This is a genomic window from Streptomyces sp. col6, assembly GCF_008042035.1.
Taxonomy (GTDB): domain Bacteria; phylum Actinomycetota; class Actinomycetes; order Streptomycetales; family Streptomycetaceae; genus Streptomyces.
In genome coordinates, this window is sequence record NZ_RDBL01000014.1 from 165,032 (window position 1) to 190,069 (window position 25,038).

Genomic DNA, 25,038 nt, shown 5'->3' on the forward strand with positions numbered 1-25,038 from the left:
ACGCCCCCGCACCACACCACCCTCGACGGACACCTGCGACAGCAACGTCACCTGCGGCACACCCAGCCGCTCCGCCAGCAGCGCCGGAACCACACCCATCGTGCCGTCCGTCGACGCCATACCCGAGATCACCAGGTCGTACCCGGTCTCCTCGACCGCCTTCGCCAGCACCAGCGACGTCCCCAGCGCGTCCGTACCGTGCAGATCGTCGTCCTCGACGTGAACCGCCTTGTCCGCACCCATCGACAACGCCTTGCGCAACGCGTCCTTGGCATCCTCCGGACCCACCGTCAACACGGCGACCTCCGCATCATCCGCCGCGTCCGCGATCTGCAACGCCTGCTCGACCGCATACTCGTCCAGCTCCGACAGCAGACCGTCGACATCCTCACGGTCCAACGTCAGGTCATCGGCGAAATGCCGGTCACCGGTCGCGTCGGGCACGTACTTCACAGTGACAACGATCCTCAAGCTCACGCCGGCTCTCCTACTGCATCGTCATTTCCGGGCTGCCTTGTTGCACGCAGCATAGGCGCCTGATGGGGCGTTTTCCGGTCGGGGCGACCGACGCTCCGACCGTCATATTACTCGCCAGTACACCGAGTGGTTGTCCGATGAGCAAGCGCTTGGCACTGTGATCTGCCCAACGCGCGACACCCGGGAACCACCCGCTGCGGCCTCAGTCTCGCAGAGCCGTGAACCGGCCCTGGTGATAGACCAGCGGCCGGCCGCCGCCCGCCGGGTCGCCCTCGACCACCTGCGCGATCACGATGCGGTGGTCCCCCGCCGGGACGCGGGCCACCACGCGGCAGACCAGCCAGGCCAGCACGCCGTCGAGCAGCGGAACGCCTTCCGGGCCGCTGCGCCAAAAGGTGGACGGGCCGAACCGGTCGGCGCCGCTGCGGGCGAAGGTGGCGGCCAACTCCTGCTGGTGCTCGCCGAGTATGTGCACGCCGACGTGCTCGGCCCTGGCGAGCACGGGCCAGCTGGAGGACGAGGTGCCGACGCCGAAGGAGACGAGGGGCGGCTCGGCGGCCACGGAGTTGAGCGACGTGGCGGTGAAGCCGACGGGCCGCTCACCGGCGGCGGTGATCACGGCGACTCCGGCGGCGTGCTGCCGGAACACCGAACGCAGGAGGTCCGGGGATGCCGTGCGCGAAGTGCCGAGCTCGGGTGCTGCCGTCATGGGGAGGTCCTTCTGCGCGTCGGGAGTACGGGGTCGTGGATGCTCAGGCATCCGGACAGCACGCGCCGGCGGTGCGGGCGAGGTCGATGTACGCCCGGCCATGGAGCAGGGGGTCTGACGGCATAGCGTCAGACTGACGATGCGCGGCCCGCCCAGTCAAGGGCGTCCCACCAGGTGGGAGAAGCATCACGGTCCGTCATATCGCCTGCCCGAGAGCGGCGACGACGTCGACGGTACGGGGCTGCCCGACGGCCCGGCGGATGATCCGACCCTCGGCGTCGAGGACCAGCACCGTCGGGGTCCGGCTGATGTCCAGGGCCCGTACGAGCGCGAGGTGCGCCTCCGCGTCGATCTCCACATGGGCGACCCCTTCGACCATCCCGGCCACCTCCGTCAGGGTGCGGCGGGTGGCCCGGCAAGGCTGGCAGAAGGCGCTGGAGAACTGGACGAGCGTGGCCCGCTCCCCCAGTTCCGCGCCGAGCCGCGCCGCGTCCAGCCTCTCCGTACGCGCCTGCCCGTCCACGTCCGTCCTCCTGTCAGAGCTCTACGCAAGGGGTCAGCACCCGCTGCGCCCCGGGCATTCCCCGCCGCCCTACGTGACAAGAATCTCGCGGCCCGGGGCCGCCGGGACTGGCCACCGCGTCACCGTATGGGGCACGATCGCCCCAATGCCGAAAACCTACGGCTGCGTAACTTCCGCCGGGAGAACCCTCCGCGGGCGCTGAAGAAAGGGTCTTCCCCAGATGGCAGAACTCGTCTATCGGCCGGTCATCGGCGCCGCTCGCACATTTTTCAAGGCGCTCGACCTGAAGATCGACACTCAGGGTTCGGAGCACATCCCGAAGACCGGTGGCGCTGTTCTGGTCAGCAACCACATCAGTTATCTGGACTTCATCTTCAGCGGGCTCGCGGCACTCCCCCAGAAGCGGCTGGTCCGCTTCATGGCCAAGGAATCCGTTTTCCGGCACAAGGTCTCCGGGCCGCTGATGCGCGGCATGAAGCACATTCCCGTCGACCGCAAGCAGGGCGAGGACGCCTACGCGCACGCGCTGGCCTCGCTGCGGTCCGGGGAGATCGTCGGGGTGTTCCCCGAGGCGACGATCTCGGAGTCCTTCACGCTCAAGAGCTTCAAGTCGGGTGCGGCGCGCCTGGCCCAGGAAGCGGGGGTGCCGCTGATCCCGATGGCGCTGTGGGGCACGCAGCGGCTGTGGACCAAGGGCAGGCCCCGTAACTTCAAGCGCGATCACACCCCGGTGACGATCCGCGTCGGCGAGCCGGTGGAGGCCCCCACCGACCAGTACGCGGGCGCCATCACGCGCCGGCTGCGCGAGCGCGTGCAGGAGCTGCTCGAAGCGGCCCAGCGGGCCTATCCGGTCCGGCCGAAGGACGCCGGTGACACGTGGTGGGTGCCCGCGCACCTGGGCGGTACGGCTCCGACGCCGGCCGAGGTGCGTGAGCGGGGCTGAAACGTCACTCCGGGGTGCGGACCGTCGGTCCGCACCCCGGAGTCGTACCTGCCTGCCCGCACCTACGCGGCAGCCATCTCCTCCTTGAGCGCGAGGAGGAACGCGTCGACGTCCTCCTCCGTGGTGTCGAAGGCGCACATCCAGCGCACGTCACCGGCCTGCTCGTCCCAGAAGTAGAAGCGGAAGCGCTTCTGCAGCCGCTCGCTCACCGCGTGCGGGAGCCGCGCGAAGACGGCGTTGGCCTGCACCGGGTAGAGGATCTCCACTCCGCCCACCCCGCGCACGCCGTCGGCGAGCCGCTGGGCCATGGCGTTGGCGTGCCGCGCGTTGCGCAGCCAGAGGTCGCCCGCGAGCAGCGCCTCCAGCTGGACGGAGACGAAGCGCATCTTGGAGGCGAGCTGCATGGACAGCTTGCGCAGGTGCTTCATGGCGCGGACCGCGTCGGGGTTCAGGACCACCACGGCCTCGCCGAAGATGGCCCCGTTCTTCGTGCCGCCGAAGGACAGCACATCGACGCCGACGGCATTGGTGAACGTACGCATGGGGACGTCCAGGGAAGCGGACGCGTTGGCTATCCGGGCACCGTCGAGGTGGACCGTCATGCCGTGCCCGTGGGCGTGCTCGCAGATCGCGCGGATCTCGTCGGGCGTGTAGACGGTGCCCAGCTCGGTGTTCTGCGTGATCGAGACGACCTGCGGCATGGCGCGGTGCTCGTCGTCCCAGCCGTACGCCTGCCGGTCGATGAGCTCCGGCGTGAGCTTGCCGTCCTCGGTGGGGACGGTCAGCAGCTTCAGACCCCCGACCCGCTCGGGTGCGCCGCCCTCGTCCACGTTGATGTGCGCGGACTCGGCGCAGATCACCGCGCCCCAGCGGTCGGTCATGGCCTGGAGGGACACCACGTTGGCGCCCGTGCCGTTGAAGACCGGGAAGGCCTCCGCGGTCGGACCGAAGTGGCTGTGCATCACGCGCTGGAGGTGGCCCGTGTAGTCGTCCTCGCCGTAGGCGATCTGGTGGCCGCCGTTGGCGAGGGCGAGAGCCGCGAGGATCTCGGGGTGGGTCCCCGCGTAGTTGTCACTGGCGAAACCGCGTACCTGCGGGTCGTGATGGCGACGCGCGTCGGTCCTTACGGTTGCGGGGTCAGCCACAGGCGCTTTCCGTTCACTTCGGGGGCGGGCCGGTCCCATACGCCGGCGATGGCATCGGCCAGGTCCCCGACGTCGGTGAAGCCCGCGAACTTCGCATTCGGGCGCTCGGCGCGCATCGCGTCGTGCACCAGTGCCTTCACGACCAGGATCGCAGCCGCGCTGCGCGGGCCGTCCTCGCCCCCCGCCTTCCGGAAGGAGTCGGCGAGCGCGAGGGTCCATGCCTCGGCGGCGGCCTTGGCGGCGGCGTAGGCGGCGTTGCCGGCGGTGGGCTTGGTCGCGCCGGCCGCGCTGGTCAGCAGGTAGCGTCCGCGGTCGCTGCGCAGCAGGCAGTCGTGGAAGGCGAGCGAGGTGTTCTGCACCGTGCGGATCAGCAGCTTCTCCAGCAGCGTCCAGTCGGCGGGGTCGGTCTCGGCGAAGTTCGCGCTGCCGCGCCAGCCCCCGACGAGGTGGACGACGCCGTCGACGCGGCCGAACTCCTTCTCGGTCTTGGCCGCCCATTCCCGGGTCGCGCCGAGGTCGAGGAGATCGACGGTGTCGCCGGTGACGGTGGCCCCGCCGTGGGCGTAACGCGCCGCGTCGACGGCCTCGGCGAGCCGGGTGGGGTGGGAGTCCGACGCCACGACGACCGCGCCCGCCTCGGCGAGCCGGAGCAGCGTGGCCCGGCCGGCCGGTCCGGCGGCTCCCGCAACGGCGACGACGGCGCCTTCGAGCGCACCGTCCACGTCACCCGTGCTTGTTCCGTTCATGGCCTCCGCCTCCTTGGGACCTGTGCTCACGCGGCAGCCTTCCCCGCGTCCGAGGCGGTGATGCCCTTGGTCGAGGCGATCACGTTCTTCAGCTTCTTGGAGAGGGCCTCATAGAACATGCTCAGGGGAAACTCGTCCGGAAGCACGTCGTCGACGAGTTTCCGCGGTGGCTGGGAGAGGTCCAGCGCGTCCGGACCCTTGGCCCAGCGGGAGCCGGGGTGGGGGGCGAGGTACGTGGAGACGAGGTCGTACGCGGCGAACCAGTGGACGAGCTTGGGGCGGTCGATGCCGTCGCGGTAGAGCTTCTCGATCTCGGCGCAGAGCTGGTTGGTGACCTGAGGGGCCCGCTCCCAGTCGATCCGCAGCTTGTTGTCGGTCCAGCGCACCACGTCGTGCTTGTGGAGGTAGGCGAAGAGGAGCTGGCCGCCGAGGCCGTCGTAGTTGCGGACGCGCTCGCCGGTGACCGGGAAGCGGAACATCCGGTCGAAGAGCACGGCGTACTGGACGTCGCGGCCGTGGGCGTTGCCCTCGGCCTCCAGCTTCACGGCCTCCTTGAAGGCGGTGAGGTCGCAGCGCAGCTCCTCCAGGCCGTACATCCAGAACGGCTGGCGCTGCTTGATCATGAAGGGGTCGAACGGCAGGTCGCCGTGGCTGTGGGTGCGGTCGTGGACCATGTCCCAGAGCACGAAGGCCTGCTCGCAGCGCTGCTGGTCGTCGATCATCGCGCGGATGTCGTCGGGCAGCTCGACGCCGAGGAGTTCGACGGAGGCCTCGGTGACGCGGCGGAAGCGGGCGGCCTCGCGGTCGCAGAAGATGCCGCCCCAGCTGAAGCGCTCGGGGGCCTCGCGGACGGCGATGGTCTCCGGGAAGAGCACCGCGGAGTTGGTGTCGTAGCCGGAGGTGAAGTCCTCGAAGGTGATGCCGCAGAACAGCGGGTTGTCGTAGCGGGTGGACTCCAGTTCTGCGAGCCACTCGGGCCAGACCATGCGCAGCACGACCGCTTCGAGGTTGCGGTCGGGGTTGCCGTTCTGGGTGTACATGGCGAAGACGACGAGGTGCTGGAGGCCGTCGGCGCGCCCCTTGGCCGGCTGGAAGGCCAGCAGGGAGTCCAGGAAGTCGGGGACGTCGAAGCCGCCGCCCACCCAGCCACGCAGGTCCTTGACGAGGGCGCGGTGGTACGCGTCGTCGTGCGGGAGCAGCGGGGAGAGCTGCTCGACGGCGCCGATCACCCGTTCCACGGCGGCCTCGGCGAGCGCCGGGGAGGGCGCGCCCTCCGCGTCGAAGTCGATGGAACCGTCCTTCGACTGCCAGGGGCGGATCTCCTCCACGGCATTCTTGAGCTCGGGCCAGGCCGGGTGCTCGACCACCCGCGGGGCGGCAGCTATGTCGCCGGATACGGCGTCGTGCACAAGAATTTCCGTCATCACACTTCCTCCACGGGAGAACCTCGCGTCTCACAACCGTATCCGCGCAGGAGTCACCGGGACAAGTGGGGGCATGAAAATTATCCTGCCGACCCCCCATGGTCACCGTTGTTTTTCCTGTCGCATGCCGTTGTGGCAGCTTCTTCGATCGGTGCGCGCCGCGCTCGGCGGGTGCCCCCGCCCCTCCCCCGCCCGGCGCGCGGGGGCCACTAGGCTGCCGAGCGCGGTCATACTGCCGCGCCGTGCGGGCAGGAGCTGCGTGCGGGAACGGAGTCGACGGAAGCGAGCGTGCCTTGTCTCTTCTCACGATCGGTCATCGCGGAGCGGCGGGCTTCGAGCCGGAGAACACTCTGCGCTCGTTCGTCCGCGCCGAGCGGGAGGGCGTGGACCTCATCGAGCTGGACCTGCATCTGAGCAAGGACGGCGCGCTGGCCGTCATGCACGACGCGGAGGTGGACCGTACGACCGACGGCGAGGGCCCGATCGCGGAGAAGACCCTCGCCGAGCTGCGTGCGCTCGACGCGGGGCTGGGCGAGCCGGTGCCCGTCTTCGAGGAGGTCCTGGACGCCGTGAAGTCCCCGCTCCAGGCGGAGATCAAGGATGTGGCCGCCGCCCGCACCCTGGCCCGGGTGATGCACGACCGCGATCTCGTCGAGCGCGTCGAGGTGATCTCGTTCCACGACGAGGCCATCGCCGAGATCGCCCAGCTCGTCCCGGGCGTACGGACGGCGCTCGTCGCGAGCCGGTGGGGCGGGGACCTGCTGGACCGCGCGAAGGCGGTGGGCGCCACCCGGCTGGTGCTGAACATCCGGCGCATCACGCTGGAGCTCGTCGAGAAGGCGCACGCCGAGGGGCTGACGGTGTTCGGCTGGACGGTCAACACCCAGGACCAGCTGAGGCTGGCCCAAGGCCTCGGGCTCGACGGCGTGACCACCGACCACCCCGACATCCAGCGCGGCGGCGGCGCGTAGCGGTCAGCCTTCGAGGTCCTTGACCAGCAGCTCGAAGGCGAGGTCGTCGCGCTGCGGGATGCCGAAGCGCTCGTCGCCGTACGGGAACGGCGACATCCTGCCCGTACGTCGGTAGCCCCGGCGCTCGTACCAGGCGATCAGGTCCTCCCGGACGGAGATCACGGTCATGTGCATCTCCCGCACGCCCCAGCTCTCCCGGACGGTGCGCTCGGCCTCGGCGATGATCACCTTGCCGAGCCCGGCGCCCTGGAGCGCGGGACGGACCGCGAACATGCCGAAGTAGGCGGCCTCTCCCCGGTGCTCCAGCTGGCAGCAGGCGACAGGGGCGCCGTCGCGCTCCACCACGAGCAGCCGGCTGACGGGGCTCTCCACCACCTCGCGCACCCCCTGCGGATCGGTGCGCTGCCCCTGAAGGATGTCCGCCTCGGTGGTCCATCCGGCGCGGCTGCTGTCGCCGCGGTACGCCGACTCGATCAGCTCGACGAGCGCGGGCACGTCCGCCTCGGTGGCGTCGCGGAACGTCAGCTCTCCCGTGTCCCGGGGCGGGGCGGTGTCCATGGCGGGGCTTCTCCGGCTTCTCTGCGTGGTCTCTGCGCGGGCGGTGCCGCAGCAGCGTAACTCCGGCGGCCCTGCCCTCGCTGCGGGCGATCTCCCGGGGCGTGCGGGGGCACCCGCACCAGGCGCATCGCGAAAACACCCCCGCCGCGCGCTCCCCCTGTACCCCAGTGCGCCGCGTACGGGCGTGCGGCCCCGGGCATCGACTACTCGACGGCGATGTCGTTCGCCCGGGGGGAGGGCCGCTGTGCACGGACCGGCGATGTCCGGATGGCTGCTGATGGCGTTGTGCGCGGTGACGGGCTCGTACTGCCTGCTGCGCACCCGTACGGGAAGCGAGGAGGAGCGCAGGACCGCGCGGGCGGAGGCGCTGATGGGGTTCGGGATGGCCGCGATGGCCGTGCCGGCGGCCGCCGTCGCACCGCCTGCCTGGGGCTGGGGGGTGTACGCGGCGCTTTTCGGGGTGGCGGCGCTGCGGGCCCTGTGGTTCTCCCGTCGCGGGTTCTCCCGGCGCGGCGGTCACCATCTGCACCACCTCGTCGGCTCCTCGGCGATGGTCTACATGGCCGTCGTGATGGCGCGGGCCGGCGGAGGAGGGCACGGCGCGCACACGATGGGCGGCCACAGCATGGCCGCCGCGGGCGGCATACCCCTGCTGACCGGGCTGCTCCTCGTCTACTACGCGGTGTACGTGCTGCGCTCGGGCGCCCGGCTGGTGCCGGTGGCCGCCGTGGCCCCCGGAGGCSSGCCTCCGGGGGCCACGGGGTGGGCGGCGCGTCCCGAGCTGGCGCTGGCCTGCCGGCTGACCATGGGCATAGCGATGTTCGCGATGCTGCTCACTCTGTGAGACAGGGAAGGCCGCCCTTCGTGGTGTACGTCACTTGGTGCGCGGAGCCGTATCCGTGTGTGGCGCGGCCCTCATAGGCTGGCGCCATGTGGGTCTCCCTAGCGCTGCTGCTGCTCGGTGCACTGGCCGCCGTCGTGGCCCCGCGCCTGATGGCGCGGGCCGAGTGGCCGGAGCGAGAGCCCGTGGTGGCCCTGTGGGTGTGGCAGTGCGTGGTGGTCGCCGTGCTGCTCTGCTTCGGCCTCTCCATGACGTTCAGCGCCGCCGTGGCGTGGCAGGCGGTGCGCGGCCATGTCTTCGCGCCCGCGCCGCACGCCGTCGTCGAGGCGTACGCGCTCGCGGGCCACGGAACGTGGTCGGCGGTGATGGCGGTGCTGCTGGCCCTCGGCGGGGTGTGGACGGCCGCCATGCTGGCCCGGGTGATCCACCGCGCGCAGCTGCGGCGCAGGCAGCGGCGGGCCGAACTCCTGGTGCGCGCCCCGCTGATGCCCGGCGAGGAGCCTGGGAGCGGGCGGCTGGTGGTGCTGGAGGGTGAGCGCCCCGACGCCTGGTGGCTGCCCGGGGCCGCGCCCCGACTGGTCATCACCACGGCCGCACTGGGCCGGCTGAAGGGACGCCAGCTCGACGCGGTCCTGGCCCATGAGCAGGGCCATGCACAGGCGCGGCACGACTGGCTGCTCAACTGCTCGGAGGCGCTGGCTTCCGGGTTCCCGCAGGTGCCGGTATTTGCGGCCTTCCGCAACGAGATGCACCGGCTGGTCGAGTTGGCCGCCGACGACGTGGCCTCACGGCGCTTCGGCCGGCTGACGATCGCGCTCGCCCTGGTCGAACTCAACGAGGACCGGGGCGTGTTCGGCCCCTGCCCGACCGCGGACGCGGAGCTGCCGCAGCGGGTGAACCGGCTGCTGGCCCCGGCGGGCAGGCTCACCGCCGGGCGTCGGCTGCGGCTGACCGCCGCGGCGGCCCTGGTGCCCGTGGTACCGCTGCTGGTGGCGTTCATCCCGGGGCTCAGCGCCCTGAAGTAGCGCGTCCGCCCTTGCGTGAGCCGGCGCTTCCGCTTTCCGGCGCGCTGCGATGGCCGGAGGGGGCGCTCGTCGGCGAGGATCATGCCATGCACATCCCGTTGCTCTCCCCCGTCGGCCATGTCCGCACCGCCTCGCCCCTCGCTCGGGCGGGGGCCGTCTGCGCGGTGCTCGGCGGGGCGGTGACGGCCCTGGTCGTCGCCCGGTGGCGACCGCTGACGGACCTGGACCAGCGGGTCGCGGACGCACTGCACCGGCGGGCGGTGAGCGAGCCCGGCTTCGTCCATGTCAACCGGCTGCTGACGGACTGGCTCTGGGACCCGTGGACGTTCCGCGCCCTGATCGCCGTCGCGGTGGTGGCCCTGTGGTGGCGTGGCGCACGGCCCCTCGCGGTGTGGGTCGCGGCGACGACCCTGCTCTCCGCGCTGATCCAGCAGGGGATTAAGGCCGCCGTCGGCCGGGACCGGCCCCGGTGGGCCGACCCGGTGGACACCGCCTCGTACGCGGCCTACCCCTCGGGGCACGCGATGACCGCGACGGTGAGCTGCGGACTGCTGCTGTGGCTGCTGCACCGGTCCGGCGCCCGGTCCCGGGTGTGGCGGGCGGCGGTGGGTGCGGCGGCCGTCTCGGTGCTGGGTGTCGGTCTCACCCGGCTGTATCTGGGCGTGCACTGGCCGTCCGACGTCCTGGGCGGGTGGCTGCTGGGGGCGGCGCTGGCGGCCTTCGCGGTCTGCGGCTTCGACCGGTTCCTCGGGCACGGACCGGGGCCTGACCAGGCACGGCGGCCCGGCCAGAGGGTCTGAACAGGCGCCCTTGCCCCCCGACGGCCGGTCGGCGAGGATCGGGGCCATGCCTATCAAGGGTGCCCTCTTCGACTTCTCCGGGACGTTGTTCCGGATCGAATCCGTCCGTTCCTGGCTCGCCGCGACCCTGGCCGAGCGGGGGGTGAGCGTGGACGAGGCCGCCTTCGAGCGCTACGCGGCGGAGCTGGAGGCGTACGGCGCGCTGCCGGGCGGCCCGAACCCGCAGCAGATGCCCGACGGGCTGGCGGACGGGTGGGCGCACCGCGACGAGAGCGCGGAGCTGCACCGCGCGGTGTACACCGGCCTGGCCCGCCAGGTGGCGCTGCCCGATCCGGGACTGTACGACGCTCTGTACGACCGCCATCTGACCCCGGACGCCTGGCGGCCCTACCCGGACGCGGCGGAGGTGCTGGCCGGGCTGAGCGAGGCCGGCGTCGCGATCGGCATCGTCAGCAACATCGGCTGGGACCTGCGGCCCGTCTTCCGGGCGCACGGTCTGGACCGCTATGTGGACGCGTATGTGCTGTCCTTCGAGCACGGTGTCCAGAAGCCGGACGCACGTCTCTTCCACACCGCGTGCACACTTCTGGGACAGGACCCGGCGGATGTGGTGATGGTCGGCGACGACCGGCACGCCGACGGCGGGGCCGCCGCGCTGGGCTGCGAGGTGCGTTTCGTACGCCATCTGCCCGTGTCGGAGCGGCCCGACGCACTACGGGAGCTCGGACTGACCGGGAAGGTTGCCTGAGACACATGTGAGAGATGTCCCTGACGCGCAATGGGTCGGATTGTCACATCGTGGCCTTAGCCTGGTAGGCATGTCCCCGACTCAGTGCCCGTCCGGTTCCGTACGCCCCGCAGCAGTGGTGAATGAAGACATTCGCGACCTGTGGCGGCGTTCGGGCGGCCACCTGTCCCCGGAGGACGAGGAGCAGTACCAGCAGCTGCTGGTCGAGTGGGCCGCGGCCACGCGGGACAGCGACAGGCCCGCCGCCTGAGCCGTCCCGGCTCCGGCGATCCCCTGCGTCGCCGGAACCGGGCACGGGCGGGGGTACAGCATGTCCCGTCGCGGCTGATCGGTCAATGAATTACCGCCGCTCGCGAGGCCGTGGTACGGGATGCAGGGCCGGCGTCAGCCCTGCCCGAGGCGGTCCTCCTGGCGGGCGGCCGCCTCCAGGACACGGTCGAGCAGCCCGGGGAACAAAGCCTCCAGATCCGCCCGGCGCAGCCCGTTCATCTTGGCGGTGCCCCGGTACGTCTGCTGGACGATGCCGCTCTCCCGCAGCACCCGGAAGTGATGCGTGCTGGTGGACTTGGTGACCGGAAGATCGAAGCAGGAACAGGTGAGTTCGCCCTCGGCGGCGGCCAGTTCGCGTACGACGCACAGCCGCACCGGATCGGAGAGGGCGTGCAGGACCGCCTCGATCCTGATGTCCTCGCGGGCGGGATGGGCCAGAGTGCGCACGCCCGCAGCCGGGTCGGTGGTGCTGGCGGGGGTCACGTCGCTCTCCGCATCGTCGCTCCGTATGGGGCTTCCATACTACGAGACTCATCGTAATTCGCCCCCTCCGCGGCCTCGCCGCACCGCCACGCGGGCTGCGGCAAGGCTGCGGCGGCCGGCGCTACAAGGTCCTCGCCAGGTGCGGGAAGCGGAATTCGGTGCGGCTGCGGAAGTCCTCACCGGGGCGCAGGACCGTGGCCGGCTGGTCGGGGCGGTTGGGCGAGTCGGGAAGGTGCTGGGTCTCCAGGCAGACCGCGCTGTGCCGTTCGTGGTGGCCGCCGCCGGGGTCGGCCAGGGTGCCGTCCAGCTGGTTGGCGGTGTAGACCTGGATGCCGGGTTCGGTGGTCCACACCTCCATGACCCGCCCGGCGTCCGGGGCCGTCAGGCGGGCGGCGCGGCGCAGTCCCCCGGGGGCGTCCGTCGCGTCGAGGACCCAGCAGTGGTCGTACCCGCCCGCCCGGAGCAGCTGTTGGTCCGTCAGGAAGACGCGTTCCGACAGTATCTGAGGTTGTATCAGGTCGAACGGCGTGGCGGCGACGGGAGCGGCGGGGCCCTCGGGGATGCCCTCCTCGTCGACCGGCAGGTAGTGCGCGGCGTCCACCTGGAGGGTGTGGCCGAGGATGTCGCCCCGGGCGGTCAGGTCGAAGTAGGCGTGGTTGGTGAGGTTGACGACGGTGGGGCTGTCGGTGGCCGCTTCGTAGTCGAGCGCGAGGGTGCCCGCCCGGTCGAGGGTGTAGGTCACGGTCACGTCCAGCGCGCCGGGGAAGCCCATGTCGCCGTCGGGGCTGCGCAGGGTGAGCCGCAGGACCGCGGCTTCGTCGGTGGCGTCTCCCTCGGCCCGCCAGACGCGGGTGTGGAAGCCGTCGGGGCCGCCGTGCAGCGCGTGGCCCCGGTCGGTGGCGGGGACCTCGTACTCCGTGCCGTCGAGCGTGAACCTGCCGTGCGCGATGCGGTTGGCGTAGCGGCCGACGAGGGCGCCGAAGAACGGGTTCTTGCCCGTGTAGTCGTCGAGGGCGGGCAGCGAGCGGACGACCGACGCCGGGGTGCCGGCGGTGTCCGGCACGGTGAGCCGGTGCAGGATGCCGCCGTAGGTGAGGATCTCGGCCCGGACTCCGGTGCCGGAGTCGAGCGTCCAGAGGTCGACGTCCGTGGTGCCGTGGGCGCCGAACGGTTTGCTGTGCACGGTGGGGCGAGGCATCAATGGTCCTTGGGGCGGTCGGACGGCCTGGGCGGCCGGACGGGCTGGCCGTGGACACCGGACTCCCCGGGGGTGGTGGGGAGCCCGGCCCGTGCCTACGGTGCGGCCGGTCCGGCGGCGGGCCGGGGAACGGTGGATTCTCGGACGACGAGCCGGTAGCCGGGCCGCGGCCGCCGGGGCTCGGTCACCTGGTCGCCGGAGAGGCGCTCGACGAGGCTGTCGACGGCGAGCCGGGCGATGGCCTCCTTGTCGGGGGCCACGGTGGTGAGCGTGGTGGCGCCGTACAGGCTCTCCTCGATGTCGTCGAACCCGACGACGGCGACGTCCTCGGGGATACGCAGGCCGCGTTCCGAGAGGGTGCGCATGGCGCCGATGGCGATGAGGTCGTTGTACGCGAACACGGCGTCGGGCCGCTCCCCGCGGTCCAGCAGCGCGGCCATGCCGGAGGCCCCGTCCTCCCGGCCGTAGCCGTCGGTGACGACGACCAGCGCCTCGTCGGGCTCGATTCCGGCGGCGGCCAGCTCCTCGCGCCAGCCGCGCAGCCGGAGGTGGGCGGGCTGGCGTTCGCGGCCGGTGCGGGAGCCGAGGAAGGCGATGCGGCGGTGGCCGAGATCCAGGAGGTGGCGCACGGCCTCGCGCGCCGCCGCGACGTTGTCGATGGCGATGTGGTCGTACGGTGCCTCGTACTCGCGCTCGCCGAGCAGGACCAGGGGCGCGGTCTCGGTGCGCGCCATCAGGTCCTCGGTCTCCAGGTGGATCGGGCTGAGGATGAGTCCGTCGATGACATGGGACCGGAATCCCTGGCTGACCAGGAGTTCCTTCTCGCGCAGCCCGCCGGTGTGGTCGACCAGCACGGTGTAGTCGTGCCGGGCTGCGGCGTCGACGACCGCGCCGGCCAGTTCGGCGAAGTACGGGTTGCCGAATTCGGGGACGGCGAGCGCGATGATCCCGGTGCGGCCCTTGCGCAGATGGCGCGCGGTGAGGTTCGGCCGGTAGCCGAGCTCGTCGATGGCCTGCTGCACCTTGGCGCGCATCTTCGGTGTGACGTGCTGATAGTTGTTCACCACGTTCGACACGGTCTTGATGGACACGCCCGCCCGTTGCGCAACGTCCTTGAGGCTGACGCCCACGGCACTCCCTGAATCGACTTGTCGCGCGGTGAGGCGCGGTGGTCCGGCTCCGCCGGTTCGGCTCGAACGGCTCGAACAGTGCCGGGGCCGTGGGGCCCCGGCACCGGTTCAGGTGGTTCTGCGGCTGCGCGCCAGATAGCGCTGCGCCACGACGACAACGATAAGGAACCCGCCGCTGACGACCGACTGGTACGAGGAGTTCAGCGAGCCGATCTGGTTGATCAGGTTCTGGATGACCTGGAGGAGCAGGACGCCCCAGAGCGTTCCGCTGATCGAGCCGGCACCGCCGATGAGGAGGGTGCCGCCGATGACGACGGCGGAGATCGCGTCGAGCTCCATGCCCACGCCGATGATGGTGACCCCGGAGGAGAGCCGGGCGGCGTTGAGCGCGCCGGCGAGTCCGGCCAGCAGTCCGCTGAGCGTGTAGACGAGCATCTTCGTACGCGCGACCGGCAGGCCCATCAGCATGGCCGCGTCACTGCTGCCGCCGACGGCGAAGATCGACTGCCCGAAGGACGTGCGCTGGAGGAGGAGTCCGCCGAGGCCGAACAGTGCGAGGGCGATGAAGATCGGGTAGCCGAAGCCCCAGATTGCGCCCTGGCCGAGTTCGGCGAAGGCCGAGTCCTTGGGTACCAGGTAGGTGGTGGCGCCCTCGTCCGTGATCGCGAGGAGCAGACCGCGCGCCCCGAGCAGGGTGGCCAGCGTGACGATGAACGGGGCCATTCCGGCGCGGGCGACGAGGAAGCCGTTGAGCAGGCCGATCCCGCCACAGACCACCAGCGGGACCAACAGGGCGGGCAGAATGCCCCATTGGGAGGCCCAGGCGGCGAGCACCCCGCCCAGGGCGAAGACGGAGCCGACGGACAGGTCGATGCCGCCGGTGATGATGACCATCGTCATCCCGAGCGCGACCACGGCCAGGAACGAGGCCTGGACGGTCACCCCGCGGGTGTTGTCCAGGGTGGCGAACGTCGACGGGTAGATGAAGGACGCGACGACCACGACCGTGAGGAGGACGACCAGCACGCCCTGGCGCTGGAGGAGTTCGGCGATCCTCCGGCCGGACGGGCCCTGCGCCTTGGCGCCGGGATCCGGCGTGGTGCCGCCGGATGTCGCGGAGGTCTTGCGCGGGGCCGGGGCGGAGGCCACGGGGGCGGGTGAGGTTTCGTTCATCGGGACCGACGCTCCCGGGCGACGTAGACGGCGGCGATGATGATGGCCGCCTGGGCGATCTGTGCGGTGGAGTCGGGCAGGTCGTGCTTGATGAGGGTGGCGCGCAGCAGCTGCATCAGCAGGGCGCCGGCGACGGTGCCGAGGACCCGGATGGAGCCGCCGTTGAGCGGGGTGCCGCCCACCACGACCGCCGTGATGGCGGAGAGTTCCATGAGCGTGCCGAGCGAGGACGGGTCGCTGGCGGTGAGCCGGGCGGTGGCCAGGACTCCCGCGAGGGCGGCGAGCACTCCGCAGAGCACGTAGACGCCAATGAGCACCCGCCGTACGGGCAGTCCGGCCAGGGCGGCGGCGGAGCGGTTGCCGCCGATGGCGACGACCTGGCGGCCGAAGGTGGTCCGGGTGACGAGGAAGGCCACGGCGACGGCGAGGACGCCGGCGATGAGGACGACCAGCGGGATGCCGAGGAAGGAGCCGGTGCCCAGGGAGAGCAGGTCGGGGTTGACGATCTGCTTGAGCTGGCTGTCGGCCATGACCAGGGCGATGCCGCGGCCGCCGACGAACAGGGCGAGGGTGGCGACGATCGGCTGGAGTCCGACGAGGGAGACCAGGGTGCCGTTGACCGCTCCGACGAGGGCGCCGGCCAGCAGCGCCATGACGAGTGCGGGTACCAGTCCGTAGCCGAGGTACAGCGGCAGCAGCGCGGCGGCCAGGGCCATGGTCGAGCCGACGGAGAGATCGACGCCCTCGGTGCCGATGACGAGCGCCATGCCGAGGGCGACGATGACGATCGGGGCGACCTGGACGAGCTGGGTGCGGAGGTTGTCCACCGTCATGAAGTGCTCGGTGAACAGGGCGTTGAAGACGAGGACGACCGCGACGGCGAGGTAGACGCCGTATTCCTGGTACCAGGCGGGGTCGCGCAGCCGGGCCAGTGGCCGGGCTGCGGGGGTGGTGACTGCGGCCTGGGTCATCGGGGGTCCTCCTTGGCGGCCGGCGCCTTGTCCGCGGCTGCCGGTGAGTGGTCGGCGAGTACTTCGAGCAGATGGCTCTCGGCCACCTCGTCGCCCGACAGTTCACCCGCGACCGCGCCGCCGCGCAGGACGACGATGCGGTCGGCGCCCTCGATCAGTTCCTCGATGTCCGAGGAGATGAGCAGGACGGCGAGGCCCTCGCGGGCGAGGTCGTCGATGAGGCTCTGGACCTCGGCCTTGGCGCCGACGTCGATGCCCCGGGTGGGCTCGTCGAGCAGCAGGACCTTGGGCTCCAGGCAGAGCCAGCGGGCCAGCAGGACCTTCTGCTGGTTGCCGCCGGAGAGTTCGCCGACCTTCTGCTCGGGGCTCGCCGCCTTGATCCGCAGCCGCTTCATGAAGATGTCGACGATGCGGTCCTGCTTGGCACGGGAGACGATGCCGGCGCGGGAGAGCCGGGGCATCGCGGCCAGCACGATGTTCTCGCGGACCGAGAGGCCGGGGACGATGCCCTCGGCCTTGCGGTCCTCGGGCAGCAGGCTGATGCCGGCGCGGATGGCGCCCGCCGAGGTGAGCCGGCGCAGGGTGCGGCCGGCGATGCTCACCTCGCCGGAGTCCAGGCTCAGCGCTCCGGCGATGGCCTTGGCGGTCTCGCTGCGGCCGGAGCCGAGGAGCCCGCCGAGGCCGAGGACCTCGCCCGCGTACAGGTCGAGGGAGATGTCGTGCAGCTGGTGGTCGCGGGAGATGCCGGTGGCGGTGAGCACCGGGGTACGCGCGGCCTCGTGGCCCTCGGAGTCGAAGTTGGTGAGCCCTTCGCGGCGTACCTCGGCCATGTCCCGGCCGAGCATCATCGAGACGAGCTGCATCCGGTCGAGGTCGGCGAGGTCTCCGGTGTGGATGTGGTGGCCGTCGCGCAGGACGGTGACGCGGTCGCAGATCCGGTACAGCTCGTCCATGCGGTGGCTGACGTAGAGGACGGCGATGCCGCGTCCGCGCAGGTCCTCGATGACCCGGAACAGCGTCTCGACCTCGCGGGGCTCCAGCGAGGAGGTCGGCTCGTCCATGATGACGACCTGGGCGTTGACGGAGACGGCGCGAGCCATCGCGACCATCTGCTGGGTGCCGATGCCCAGGGTGTGCAGGGGGCGCCTGGGGTCGACGCGGACGCCGAAGCCGTCGAGCAGTTCACTCGCCTCGCGGTACATCCGGGCGAAGTCGATCAGGCCGAACCGGTTCTTGGGCTCGCGGCCGAGGAAGATGTTGCGCGCCACGCTCATCAGCGGGACGAGGTTCACCTCCTGGTAGATCGTGGAGATCCCGGCCTGCTGGGCCTCGAAGGGCCGGGTGAAGGTGACCTGTTCGCCGGCCAGCCGCAGTTCGCCCTCGTCGGGGCGGTAGACGCCGGTGAGGACCTTGATGAGGGTGGACTTCCCGGCTCCGTTCTCTCCCACCAGAGCGTGGGTCTCGCCGGCGCGCAGGGAGAAGGTGACGCCGTCGAGGGCGACGACGCCGGGGAACCGCTTGCTGACCGAGCGGGCCTCCAGGACGGCCGGCGCCGCGCCGGGCTCCTCCGCGAGGGCCGTGGCGGTCGCGCTCGTCTCCTTCGTGCCGGCGGCCGGCTCCGGCGGCTGCGGTGCTGCTTCGGGTGGTGCCATGGCTGGTCTTGGCCTTCCGCTCTTCCAGGGGTGTGGGCCCGGTGGCCGCCGTGACGGGAGAGCGTCACGGCGGCGGTGAACCGACGGAGCCGGTACGGGCAGGGTGGTCCCGGCCGGGTCAGAACGCGTTGCCGACCGAGGACTTGGCGTTGGCCTCGTCGTAGGCGCGGTCGCTGATGATGACGTTCTCGGGGATCTCCTCGCCGCCGTAGAACTTCTGGGCGGTCGCGAAGGCCAGCGGGCCGAAGCGCGGGTTGGACTCGATGACGGCGTTGTACTCGCCGTTGACGATGGCCTGGACGGCGTTGCGGGTGCCGTCGACGGACACGATCTTGACGTCCTTGCCGGGCTTCTTGCCGGCGGCCTTGAGCGCGGTGACGGCGCCGAGGCCCATCTCGTCGTTCTCCGCGTAGACGGCGGTGATGTCGGGCTTGGACTGGATCAGCTGCTCCATGACCTGCTGGCCCTTGTCGCGGGCGAACTCACCGGTCTGCTGGGCGACGATCTTCATGTCGGGCGCCTTGGCCTTGAGCTGGTCGACGAAGCCCTTGGTGCGGTCGGTGGTGACGTTGTTGCCCGACGAGCCGAGGAGGATGGCGACCTTGCCCTTGCCACCGGTCGACTTGATCATGGCGTCGGCGGCGCGCTTGCCCTGCTCCACGAAGTCGGAGCCCAGGAAGGCCACGTAGTCCTTGCAGGCGGTGGAGTTGAGCTTGCGGTCGATGGTGAGGACCGGGACCTTCTTGGCGGCGGCGGCCTTGAGGGCCGGCTCCAGGCCGTCCGAGTTCAGCGGGGCGATGATGAGGAACTGGGCGCCCTGGGCGAGCATGTCCTGGATGTCGCTGATCTGCTTGGGCAGCTGCGACTGGGCGTTGGTGGTGAGGAGCTTCTTGACGCCCAGCTTCTTCGCCTCGTCCTTGATGGACTGGGTCTCGGCGATACGGAAGGGGTTGGCCTCCTTCTCCGACTGGGAGAAGCCGACCACGGCGTTCTTCAGGTCGAGCTTGGGGGCGCCGTAGCTCTGCAGCGAGCAGCCGGAACCGGACGACGACTCGGGGGTCTCGGCCGCCTGGGCCGCCTGGCTGCTGTCGCTGCTCGCGTTGTTGTCCGAGCCCTCCGACTTGGAGCAGCCGGAAACAGCCAGCGTGGCGGTGGCGGCGAGGACGCAGGCCACGGCGAGGGTACGGGTTCGGCGCTGGATCATCATGCGCGGGAGCTCCTTGGCGGGATGACGGCACGCCGAGTGGCGTGCGGTCGGTCATGGCTGGACGATGCATCGGCCGCTGCACGGCGGCTGATGTCACTGCACTCACGGCCCCGCTAGGAGACGGCCCCTAGCTGCACAAACTGTGGTCGTGAGAGCCTGCGCGGCCTCTCGGCGGCTCGGTTTACAACGTTATATAGGCGGTGTGGCACGGGCGGCAAGAGCGTTGTCGATGCGTTTCCAAAATGTGTCGGGACCCCGCACCCCGCCCACGCCGCCCCGGCGCAGAGGATGCTGCCGCACCTCTGGACAGCCGCCCGGCGGCGTGCTGTCATACCGCCGGAACCCCATTTTCCAACGTTGCAGAACGAGTGCCGCGCCCTCCGTACGGATCACGACGGCGCTCTTCGTCATGCGCGCATCCGGTCCGGACCGCTGCGCCGCGACAGCACGCTCTTGTCATGCGCATTCCCAGGCCGGAGCCCTCATGTCCGGCAGAGCAGGAGCCCCTCCCCATGCCCCTGAACCGCAGACAGCTCATGACCGGCGCCCTCGCCACCGTCGCCGCCACCACGGCGGCCGGCCGCTGGTCGGCCACCGCGACCGCCGCCGAACACCGGGTGCGGCCCGCGCACGGCGGTCACTACTCCCCCAATGCCGCGCCCCTGCACCCCACCGCCTTCCTGAAGCTCCCGCCCGGCAAGGTCACCGCGCGCGGCTGGCTCGCCGGACAGCTGAAGCTCCAGCTGGACGGGTTGTGCGGCCGGTACGAGGAGTTCTCGCACTTCCTGGACTTCTCGGCCACCGGCTGGGTCCGCCCCGAACTCGGCGGCTGGGAGGAGGTCCCGTACTGGCTGCGCGGCTATACCGACCTGGCGATCGTCGCGGGCGACGCGAAGGCACTGGCATCGGTGCGCCGGTGGTTCGACGCGATCCTCGCCACCCAGCAGTCCGACGGGTTCTTCGGCCCGAAGGCCCTGCGTACCTCGCTGAACGGCGGCCCCGACTTCTGGCCGTTCCTGCCGCTGGTGCAGGCCCTGCGCTCCTGGCAGGAGTACTCCGGCGACACCCGGATCATCCCCTTCCTCAGCCGCTTCTTCCGGTACATGAACACCCAGGGCCCCGGCGCCTTCAACACCAGCTGGATCGCCCTGCGCTGGGGCGACGGCCTCGACAGCGTCTTCTGGCTGTTCAACCGCACCGGCGACACCTTCCTGCTGGACCTCGCCGACAAGATCCACACGTACGGCGCCGACTGGGGCGACAACCTGGTCAACCCGCACAACGTGAACATCGCCCAGGGCTTCCGCGAGCCCGCCCAGTACGCGCTGCGCAGCGGCTCGGCCCAGGACACCCGGGACACGTACGGGACGTACGGCAAGGCCATGGAACCGTACGGCCAGTTCCCCGGCGGCGGGTTCGCGGGCGACGAGAACGCGCGCCCCGGGCACGGCGACCCCCGCCAGGGCTTCGAGACCTGCGGCATCGTCGAGTTCATGGCCAGCCACCAGCTGCTGACCCGGATCACCGGCGACCCGCTGTGGGCCGACCGCTGCGAGGAACTGGCGTTCAACTCGCTGCCCGCCTCGCTCGACCCCTCGGGGAAGGCGATCCACTACATCACCAGCGCCAACAGCGTGGACCTGGACAACGTGCCGAAGTCGCAGCGGCAGTTCCAGAACGGCTTCGCCATGCAGGCGTTCCTGCCCGGCGTCGACCAGTACCGCTGCTGCCCGCACAACTACGGCATGGGCTGGCCGTACTTCACCGAGGAGCTGTGGCTCGCCACCCCCGACGGGGGCCTCGCCGCCGCGATGTACGCGGCCTGCCAGGTGACGGCCAAGGTCGCCGACGGCACCGAGGTCACCTTCACCGAGGAGACGGACTACCCCTTCACGGACACCGTCACACTGACCCTGAAGGCCCCGAAGCGGCTGGCCTTCCCGCTGGTGCTGCGCGTCCCCGCCTGGTGCGAAGCCCCGGAGATCGCGGTGAACGGCCGGCGCGTCGACGCCCCCGCCGGCCCCGCCTTCACCCGGATCGACCGCACCTGGGCCGACGGGGACCGGGTCACCCTGCGCCTCCCGCAGCGCACCACCGTCCGCACCTGGGCGCACAACCACGGCTCCGTCAGCGTGGATCACGGCCCGCTCACGTACGCGCTGCGCATCGGCGAGACGTACGAGCGCATCGGCGGCAGCGACCAGTTCCCCGAGTACGCGGTCCACGCGACCGGGCCGTGGAACTACGGGCTCGTCCTGGACGCGAAAAAGCCCGCCGCCTCCCTGCGCCACCACACCGCGCACCGGGTGAAGGCCGGCAACCCCTTCACGCTCGACGGCACCCCGCTGTCCATCACCGCGAAGGCCCGCCGCATCCCGGAGTGGACGGCCGACGACGAGCACGTGGTCGCCCCGCTCCAGGACTCGCCGGCCCGCAGCACCGAGCCGGTGGAGGAGGTCACGCTCGTCCCGATGGGGGCGGCCCGGCTGCGCATCAGCTCGTTCCCGACGGCCGCCCCGGACGCACAGCCCTGGCTCGCCGACCGCTGGTACCGCATCCGCAACCGGCACTCCGGCAAGGTCCTCGGCGTCGACGTCATGTCCACCGCCAACAGCGCGCACGTCGTGCAGTTCGGGGACACGGGCACCGACGACCACGACTGGCGGCTCGTGGCGGAGGGCGACGGCTGGTACCGCATACGCAACCACCACTCGGGCAAGGTCCTCGGCGTCGACAACATGTCGATGGCCGACAGCGCCCATGTCGTCCAGTTCGACGACAACGGCACCGACGACCACCTCTGGCAGCTCGTCCCGGACGGCGACGGCTGGTACCGCATACGCAACCGCCACTCCGGCAAGGTCCTCGGCGTCGACAACATGTCCACGGCCGACAGCGCCCATGTCGTCCAGTTCGACGACAACGGCACCGACGACCACCTCTGGCAGCTCGTCTGATTCCCGGTGCTCCGCGCACCTCCCCCTACCGCCCCCGTCCCCGGGGGCCGAACCGAATCAAGGAGACGAACCCGTGAGCCGCTTACGAGTACCCGGCCGAAAGCCGTGGTGGAGACGGACGATCGCGACGGCCGGCCTGCTGGCCCTGGTGTCCTCCGCGCTGGTCGGGGTCGGCGCCTCGCCGGCCGGCGCCGCGTCCTGGACGCCCAAGACCCCGCCGATGACGACGCCCTGGACCAATCAGGTCCCGGTCGACAAGCCGCTGCCGGAGTACCCGCGCCCGCAGCTGACCCGGTCCGACTGGTCCAACCTCAACGGCATCTGGGACTTCGCGGTGACCGGACGCGACGCCGGACAGCCGTCGTCGTGGCAGGACCAGATCCGGGTGCCGTTCGTCGCCGAGTCCGCGCTCTCGGGCATCCAGCGCAGGATCACCGAGAACGACAAGCTCTGGTACAAGCGCACCTTCACCGTGCCCTCGGACTGGAACGGCCGCCGGACCGTGCTCAACTTCGGCGCCTCCGACTGGCAGACCACGGTCTGGGTCAACGGCACCCAGGTGGGCGCGCACAAGGGCGGGTACGACTCGTTCTCGTACGACATCACCCCCCAGCTCAACGGCGGTACGAACACGATCGTGGTGTCCGTCTACGACCCGACGCAGACCGGCGGCCAGGCCGTCGGCAAACAGCGGATCAACGACGTCAAGCCGCACAACGGGGGCGGCATCTTCTACACCGCCGCCTCCGGCATCTGGCAGACGGTCTGGCTGGAACCCGTCGCCGCCGCGCACATCACCCGCCTGGACATGACCCCGAGCCTGGGCGACAGCACCTTGCGGGTGAAGGTGCAGGGCGCGTCCGCGTCCGGGCGTACGGCGCGGGTCACCGTCTCCAGCGGCGGCACCGTGGTCGGCTCGGCCACCGGTACGGTCGGCTCCCAGATCTCCGTGCCGGTGCCGAACACGCATCTGTGGACCCCTGACGACCCGTTCCTCTACGACGTGAAGGCGGAGCTGCTCGACGGCTCGGCGGTGACGGACTCGGTCGGCAGCTACACCGGTATGCGCTCGATCGCGATCGCCAAGGTCGACAACGTCCTGCGGCCGGTCCTCAACGGGAAGTTCGTCTTCCAGACGGGCACCCTGGACCAGGGCTACTGGCCGGACGGCATCTACACCGCGCCGACCGACGCCGCGCTCAAGTCGGACCTCCAGGCCCACAAGGACCTCGGGTTCAACATGGTCCGCAAGCACATCAAGGTCGAACCGCAGCGCTGGTTCTACTGGGCGGACAAGCTGGGCCTCCTGGTCTGGCAGGACATGCCGGCCATGGACACCGGCAAGAGCCCGGATTCGGCGGCCCGCACCCAGTGGGAGGCCGAGTTCCACGCGATCATCGACCAGCACCGCAGCTCGCCGTCCCTGGTCATGTGGGTGGACCAGAACGAGGGCTGGGGGCAGTACGACCAGGCCAGGATCGCCAACGAGGTCAAGGCGTACGACCCGACCCGACTGGTCGACAACATGAGCGGGGTCAACTGCTGCGGCTCGGTGGACGGCGGCAACGGGGACGTGGTCGACAACCACATCTACGTCGGCCCCGGCAACACCGCGCCGACCGCGACGCGCGCGGCCGTCCTCGGCGAGTTCGGCGGCCTGGGCTACAAGGTCCCGGGGCACGAGTGGTTCCCCGGCGGCGGCTTCAGCTACGAGGACCAGCCGAGCATCGCCGCGCTGAACGACCGGTTCACCGGGCTCATCGACGGCATCCGGATCGGCCAGCTGCCGGCGGGCCTGTCCGCCTCGGTCTACACCGAGATCACCGATGTGGAGAACGAGGCGAACGGGCTGCTCACCTACGACCGCCAGGTCGTCAAGGTGGACACCGCCCGGGTGCGGGCCGCGAACCAGGCCCTGATCAACGCCTCGAAGAACCCGGCTCCGCCGGTCACCCTGCCCACCGGCGGCTACAAGTCGCTGCGGGTCACCACGCCCGGGTACACCAACAAGTACCTGCGCCACCAGGACGCGCTGGCCTTCACCGAGGTCGTCGACGGCAACAGCAGCGCGCTGCTGAAGAACGACGCCACCTGGAAGATCGTCCCCGGTCTGGCGAACGGCAACTGCTACTCGTTCGAGTCGCGGAACTACCCCGGCGAGTACCTGCGCCACCGGGACTTCCGGGTCCGCCGCGATGCCAACGACGGGTCCGCGCTGTACAAGGCCGACGCCACCTGGTGCGCGGTCGCCGGTACCGGCGGTGTCCGGCTGACCAGCGCGAACCTGCCAGGCAGCTATCTGCGGCACATCAAGTCGGAGGTGTGGCTGGCCACCCCGGGCGGCGGACACGACTGGGACAACCCGGCCACGTTCACCGAGGACACCACCTGGGAGGTGGAGGCGCCCTGGGCGCCCTGACCTGATACCCGGAGCCGAGGGCCCGGACGCGACGCGCAGGCGCCGTGTCCGGGCCCTCGGTCGTGCGCCCGCGCCCGTACCCGTGTCCGGGCCCCCGGTCTACGCCGTCACGGCCGGCGGAGCCGTGTAGGTGTGGAGCAGGGCCGTCCGGCCGTCGGGCGTCGTCCAGTCGCCGGGGCGGCTGCCCACGCGGCGCCATCCGGAGCGCTCGTAGAGCGCGACCGCGGCGCGGCCGCCGTCCTCCACCTCCAGGACGGGCCGCAGGCCGTCGCCGGCAGCGGCCCGCGCGGCGGCGGCCAGCAGGGCGCGGGCCACACCGCGTCTGCGCGCGGTGGCCGTGGCGAACAGGCGGGACACCGCGGCCAGTTCCGCGGCGGGCCGCCCGATCCGGGCCGCCAGGGCATCGCCGGTGCGGGTGAGGGCGACGTGCCCGAGGACACGCGGACCGTCCACCGCCACCCAGGCCCCGAGCAGCCCGCCGGGCGTGAGCCAGCCCGCCGGGTCGGCCGGCCACGCCACCGGGTAGCGGTCCGCCTCGTACACGGTGGCCAGGGCCTCGACGCAGGACTCCATGTCGTCGTCGCGACGGCGGCGTATCCGTGGTTCGGTCATCCCGTGATCCTCACACAGCGGCCCGCCGACCGGCGCGTCGGCCTCATCCCGGAACG

General features: G+C 71.2%; 25 protein-coding genes. 9 read left to right on the forward strand and 16 right to left on the reverse strand.

Annotated elements, in window-relative coordinates:
* The 4 genes from EAO73_RS24560 to EAO73_RS24570 all read right to left on the reverse strand — a co-directional run.
* Positions 1–477, reverse strand: a 477-nt coding sequence (locus EAO73_RS24560; RefSeq protein WP_412075161.1) for an electron transfer flavoprotein subunit beta/FixA family protein, incomplete at its 3' end; no start/stop codon positions are given.
* A 202-nt stretch (positions 478–679) separates the two neighbouring features.
* Positions 680–1,186 (reverse strand): flavin reductase family protein, encoded by a 507-nt coding sequence (locus EAO73_RS24565; RefSeq protein WP_147973749.1) that lies wholly within the window; start codon positions 1,184–1,186, stop codon positions 680–682.
* 43 nt (positions 1,187–1,229) lie between these two features.
* Positions 1,230–1,373: a putative leader peptide gene (locus EAO73_RS37360; protein ID WP_355937247.1), complete on the reverse strand. Its 144-nt coding sequence runs from the start codon at positions 1,371–1,373 to the stop codon at positions 1,230–1,232.
* A gap of 9 nt (positions 1,374–1,382) precedes the next feature.
* A complete protein-coding gene (locus EAO73_RS24570) occupies positions 1,383–1,709 on the reverse strand; it encodes a TlpA family protein disulfide reductase (protein ID WP_147973750.1) in 327 nt (108 codons plus the stop codon).
* A 220-nt stretch (positions 1,710–1,929) separates the two neighbouring features.
* On the opposite strand from EAO73_RS24570, the gene EAO73_RS24575 reads away from it, so the two are divergent.
* Entirely contained in the window at positions 1,930–2,652 is a 723-nt protein-coding gene (locus tag EAO73_RS24575; protein WP_147973751.1) for a lysophospholipid acyltransferase family protein, read from the forward strand.
* Positions 2,653–2,714: 62 nt separating this feature from the next.
* Here EAO73_RS24575 and EAO73_RS24580 read toward each other — a convergent pair whose 3' ends face one another.
* The 3 genes from EAO73_RS24580 to EAO73_RS24590 are packed head-to-tail and all read right to left on the reverse strand — an operon-like array spanning position 2,715 to position 5,967.
* Positions 2,715–3,836, reverse strand: a complete 1,122-nt coding sequence (locus tag EAO73_RS24580; RefSeq protein WP_147973752.1) for a threonine aldolase family protein — start codon at positions 3,834–3,836, stop codon at positions 2,715–2,717.
* Positions 3,776–4,543: an SDR family NAD(P)-dependent oxidoreductase gene (locus EAO73_RS24585; protein WP_147973753.1), complete on the reverse strand. Its 768-nt coding sequence runs from the start codon at positions 4,541–4,543 to the stop codon at positions 3,776–3,778. The genes EAO73_RS24580 and EAO73_RS24585 overlap by 61 nt, the downstream gene beginning before the upstream one ends.
* A gap of 26 nt (positions 4,544–4,569) precedes the next feature.
* Positions 4,570–5,967 (reverse strand): DUF6421 family protein, encoded by a 1,398-nt coding sequence (locus EAO73_RS24590; protein ID WP_147973754.1) that lies wholly within the window; start codon positions 5,965–5,967, stop codon positions 4,570–4,572.
* A gap of 293 nt (positions 5,968–6,260) precedes the next feature.
* Between EAO73_RS24590 and EAO73_RS24595 the strand changes: the two genes are divergently transcribed.
* On the forward strand, positions 6,261–6,938 hold the full coding sequence (locus EAO73_RS24595) for a glycerophosphodiester phosphodiesterase (RefSeq protein ID WP_147973755.1): 678 nt from the start codon (positions 6,261–6,263) through the stop codon (positions 6,936–6,938).
* Between the two features lie 3 nt (positions 6,939–6,941).
* Here the strand turns inward: EAO73_RS24595 and EAO73_RS24600 are convergent, their stop codons facing one another.
* Positions 6,942–7,496 (reverse strand): GNAT family N-acetyltransferase, encoded by a 555-nt coding sequence (locus EAO73_RS24600; protein WP_147973756.1) that lies wholly within the window; start codon positions 7,494–7,496, stop codon positions 6,942–6,944.
* Positions 7,497–7,740: 244 nt separating this feature from the next.
* On the opposite strand from EAO73_RS24600, the gene EAO73_RS24605 reads away from it, so the two are divergent.
* From EAO73_RS24605 to EAO73_RS24625, 5 genes are all read left to right on the forward strand, one after another.
* Positions 7,741–8,340, forward strand: a complete 600-nt coding sequence (locus EAO73_RS24605; protein ID WP_191134209.1) for a DUF5134 domain-containing protein — start codon at positions 7,741–7,743, stop codon at positions 8,338–8,340.
* Positions 8,341–8,426: 86 nt separating this feature from the next.
* Complete coding sequence (locus EAO73_RS24610) at positions 8,427–9,362, forward strand: M56 family metallopeptidase (RefSeq protein ID WP_147973758.1); 936 nt, start codon at positions 8,427–8,429, stop codon at positions 9,360–9,362.
* 86 nt (positions 9,363–9,448) lie between these two features.
* The gene (locus EAO73_RS24615; RefSeq protein WP_147973759.1) at positions 9,449–10,162 is read left to right on the forward strand and encodes a phosphatase PAP2 family protein; all 714 of its coding nucleotides are present in this window, start codon (positions 9,449–9,451) and stop codon (positions 10,160–10,162) included.
* A gap of 46 nt (positions 10,163–10,208) precedes the next feature.
* A complete protein-coding gene (locus tag EAO73_RS24620; RefSeq protein ID WP_147973760.1) occupies positions 10,209–10,910 on the forward strand; it encodes an HAD family hydrolase in 702 nt (233 codons plus the stop codon).
* A gap of 70 nt (positions 10,911–10,980) precedes the next feature.
* Positions 10,981–11,160, forward strand: coding sequence for a hypothetical protein (locus EAO73_RS24625; RefSeq protein WP_147973761.1), 180 nt, complete (start codon positions 10,981–10,983; stop codon positions 11,158–11,160).
* A gap of 134 nt (positions 11,161–11,294) precedes the next feature.
* Here the strand turns inward: EAO73_RS24625 and EAO73_RS24630 are convergent, their stop codons facing one another.
* From EAO73_RS24630 to EAO73_RS24660, 7 genes are all read right to left on the reverse strand, one after another.
* Positions 11,295–11,663, reverse strand: a complete 369-nt coding sequence (locus EAO73_RS24630) for an ArsR/SmtB family transcription factor (RefSeq protein WP_147973762.1) — start codon at positions 11,661–11,663, stop codon at positions 11,295–11,297.
* A 121-nt stretch (positions 11,664–11,784) separates the two neighbouring features.
* Positions 11,785–12,861, reverse strand: a complete 1,077-nt coding sequence (locus EAO73_RS24635) for an aldose epimerase family protein (protein ID WP_147973763.1) — start codon at positions 12,859–12,861, stop codon at positions 11,785–11,787.
* Positions 12,862–12,956: 95 nt separating this feature from the next.
* Positions 12,957–13,991, reverse strand: a complete 1,035-nt coding sequence (locus EAO73_RS24640) for a LacI family DNA-binding transcriptional regulator (protein WP_147973764.1) — start codon at positions 13,989–13,991, stop codon at positions 12,957–12,959.
* A 108-nt stretch (positions 13,992–14,099) separates the two neighbouring features.
* The gene (locus EAO73_RS24645; protein ID WP_147973765.1) at positions 14,100–15,164 is read right to left on the reverse strand and encodes an ABC transporter permease; all 1,065 of its coding nucleotides are present in this window, start codon (positions 15,162–15,164) and stop codon (positions 14,100–14,102) included.
* Entirely contained in the window at positions 15,161–16,135 is a 975-nt protein-coding gene (locus EAO73_RS24650) for an ABC transporter permease (protein WP_018520938.1), read from the reverse strand. Before EAO73_RS24650 ends, EAO73_RS24645 begins: the two co-directional genes overlap by 4 nt.
* Entirely contained in the window at positions 16,132–17,787 is a 1,656-nt protein-coding gene (locus EAO73_RS24655) for a sugar ABC transporter ATP-binding protein (protein WP_147973766.1), read from the reverse strand. The genes EAO73_RS24650 and EAO73_RS24655 overlap by 4 nt, the downstream gene beginning before the upstream one ends.
* 118 nt (positions 17,788–17,905) lie before the next feature.
* Positions 17,906–18,994, reverse strand: a complete 1,089-nt coding sequence (locus EAO73_RS24660; RefSeq protein WP_147973767.1) for an ABC transporter substrate-binding protein — start codon at positions 18,992–18,994, stop codon at positions 17,906–17,908.
* Between the two features lie 512 nt (positions 18,995–19,506).
* On the opposite strand from EAO73_RS24660, the gene EAO73_RS24665 reads away from it, so the two are divergent.
* Together EAO73_RS24665 and EAO73_RS24670 are read left to right on the forward strand one after the other, a co-directional pair.
* Positions 19,507–21,951: an RICIN domain-containing protein gene (locus EAO73_RS24665; protein ID WP_147973768.1), complete on the forward strand. Its 2,445-nt coding sequence runs from the start codon at positions 19,507–19,509 to the stop codon at positions 21,949–21,951.
* A gap of 148 nt (positions 21,952–22,099) precedes the next feature.
* Positions 22,100–24,370, forward strand: coding sequence for an AbfB domain-containing protein (locus EAO73_RS24670; protein WP_147973889.1), 2,271 nt, complete (start codon positions 22,100–22,102; stop codon positions 24,368–24,370).
* 99 nt (positions 24,371–24,469) lie between these two features.
* On the opposite strand, the gene EAO73_RS24675 is transcribed toward EAO73_RS24670, so the two are convergent.
* Positions 24,470–24,982: a GNAT family N-acetyltransferase gene (locus EAO73_RS24675; RefSeq protein WP_224756432.1), complete on the reverse strand. Its 513-nt coding sequence runs from the start codon at positions 24,980–24,982 to the stop codon at positions 24,470–24,472.
* Between the last annotated feature and the right edge of the window lie 56 nt (positions 24,983–25,038).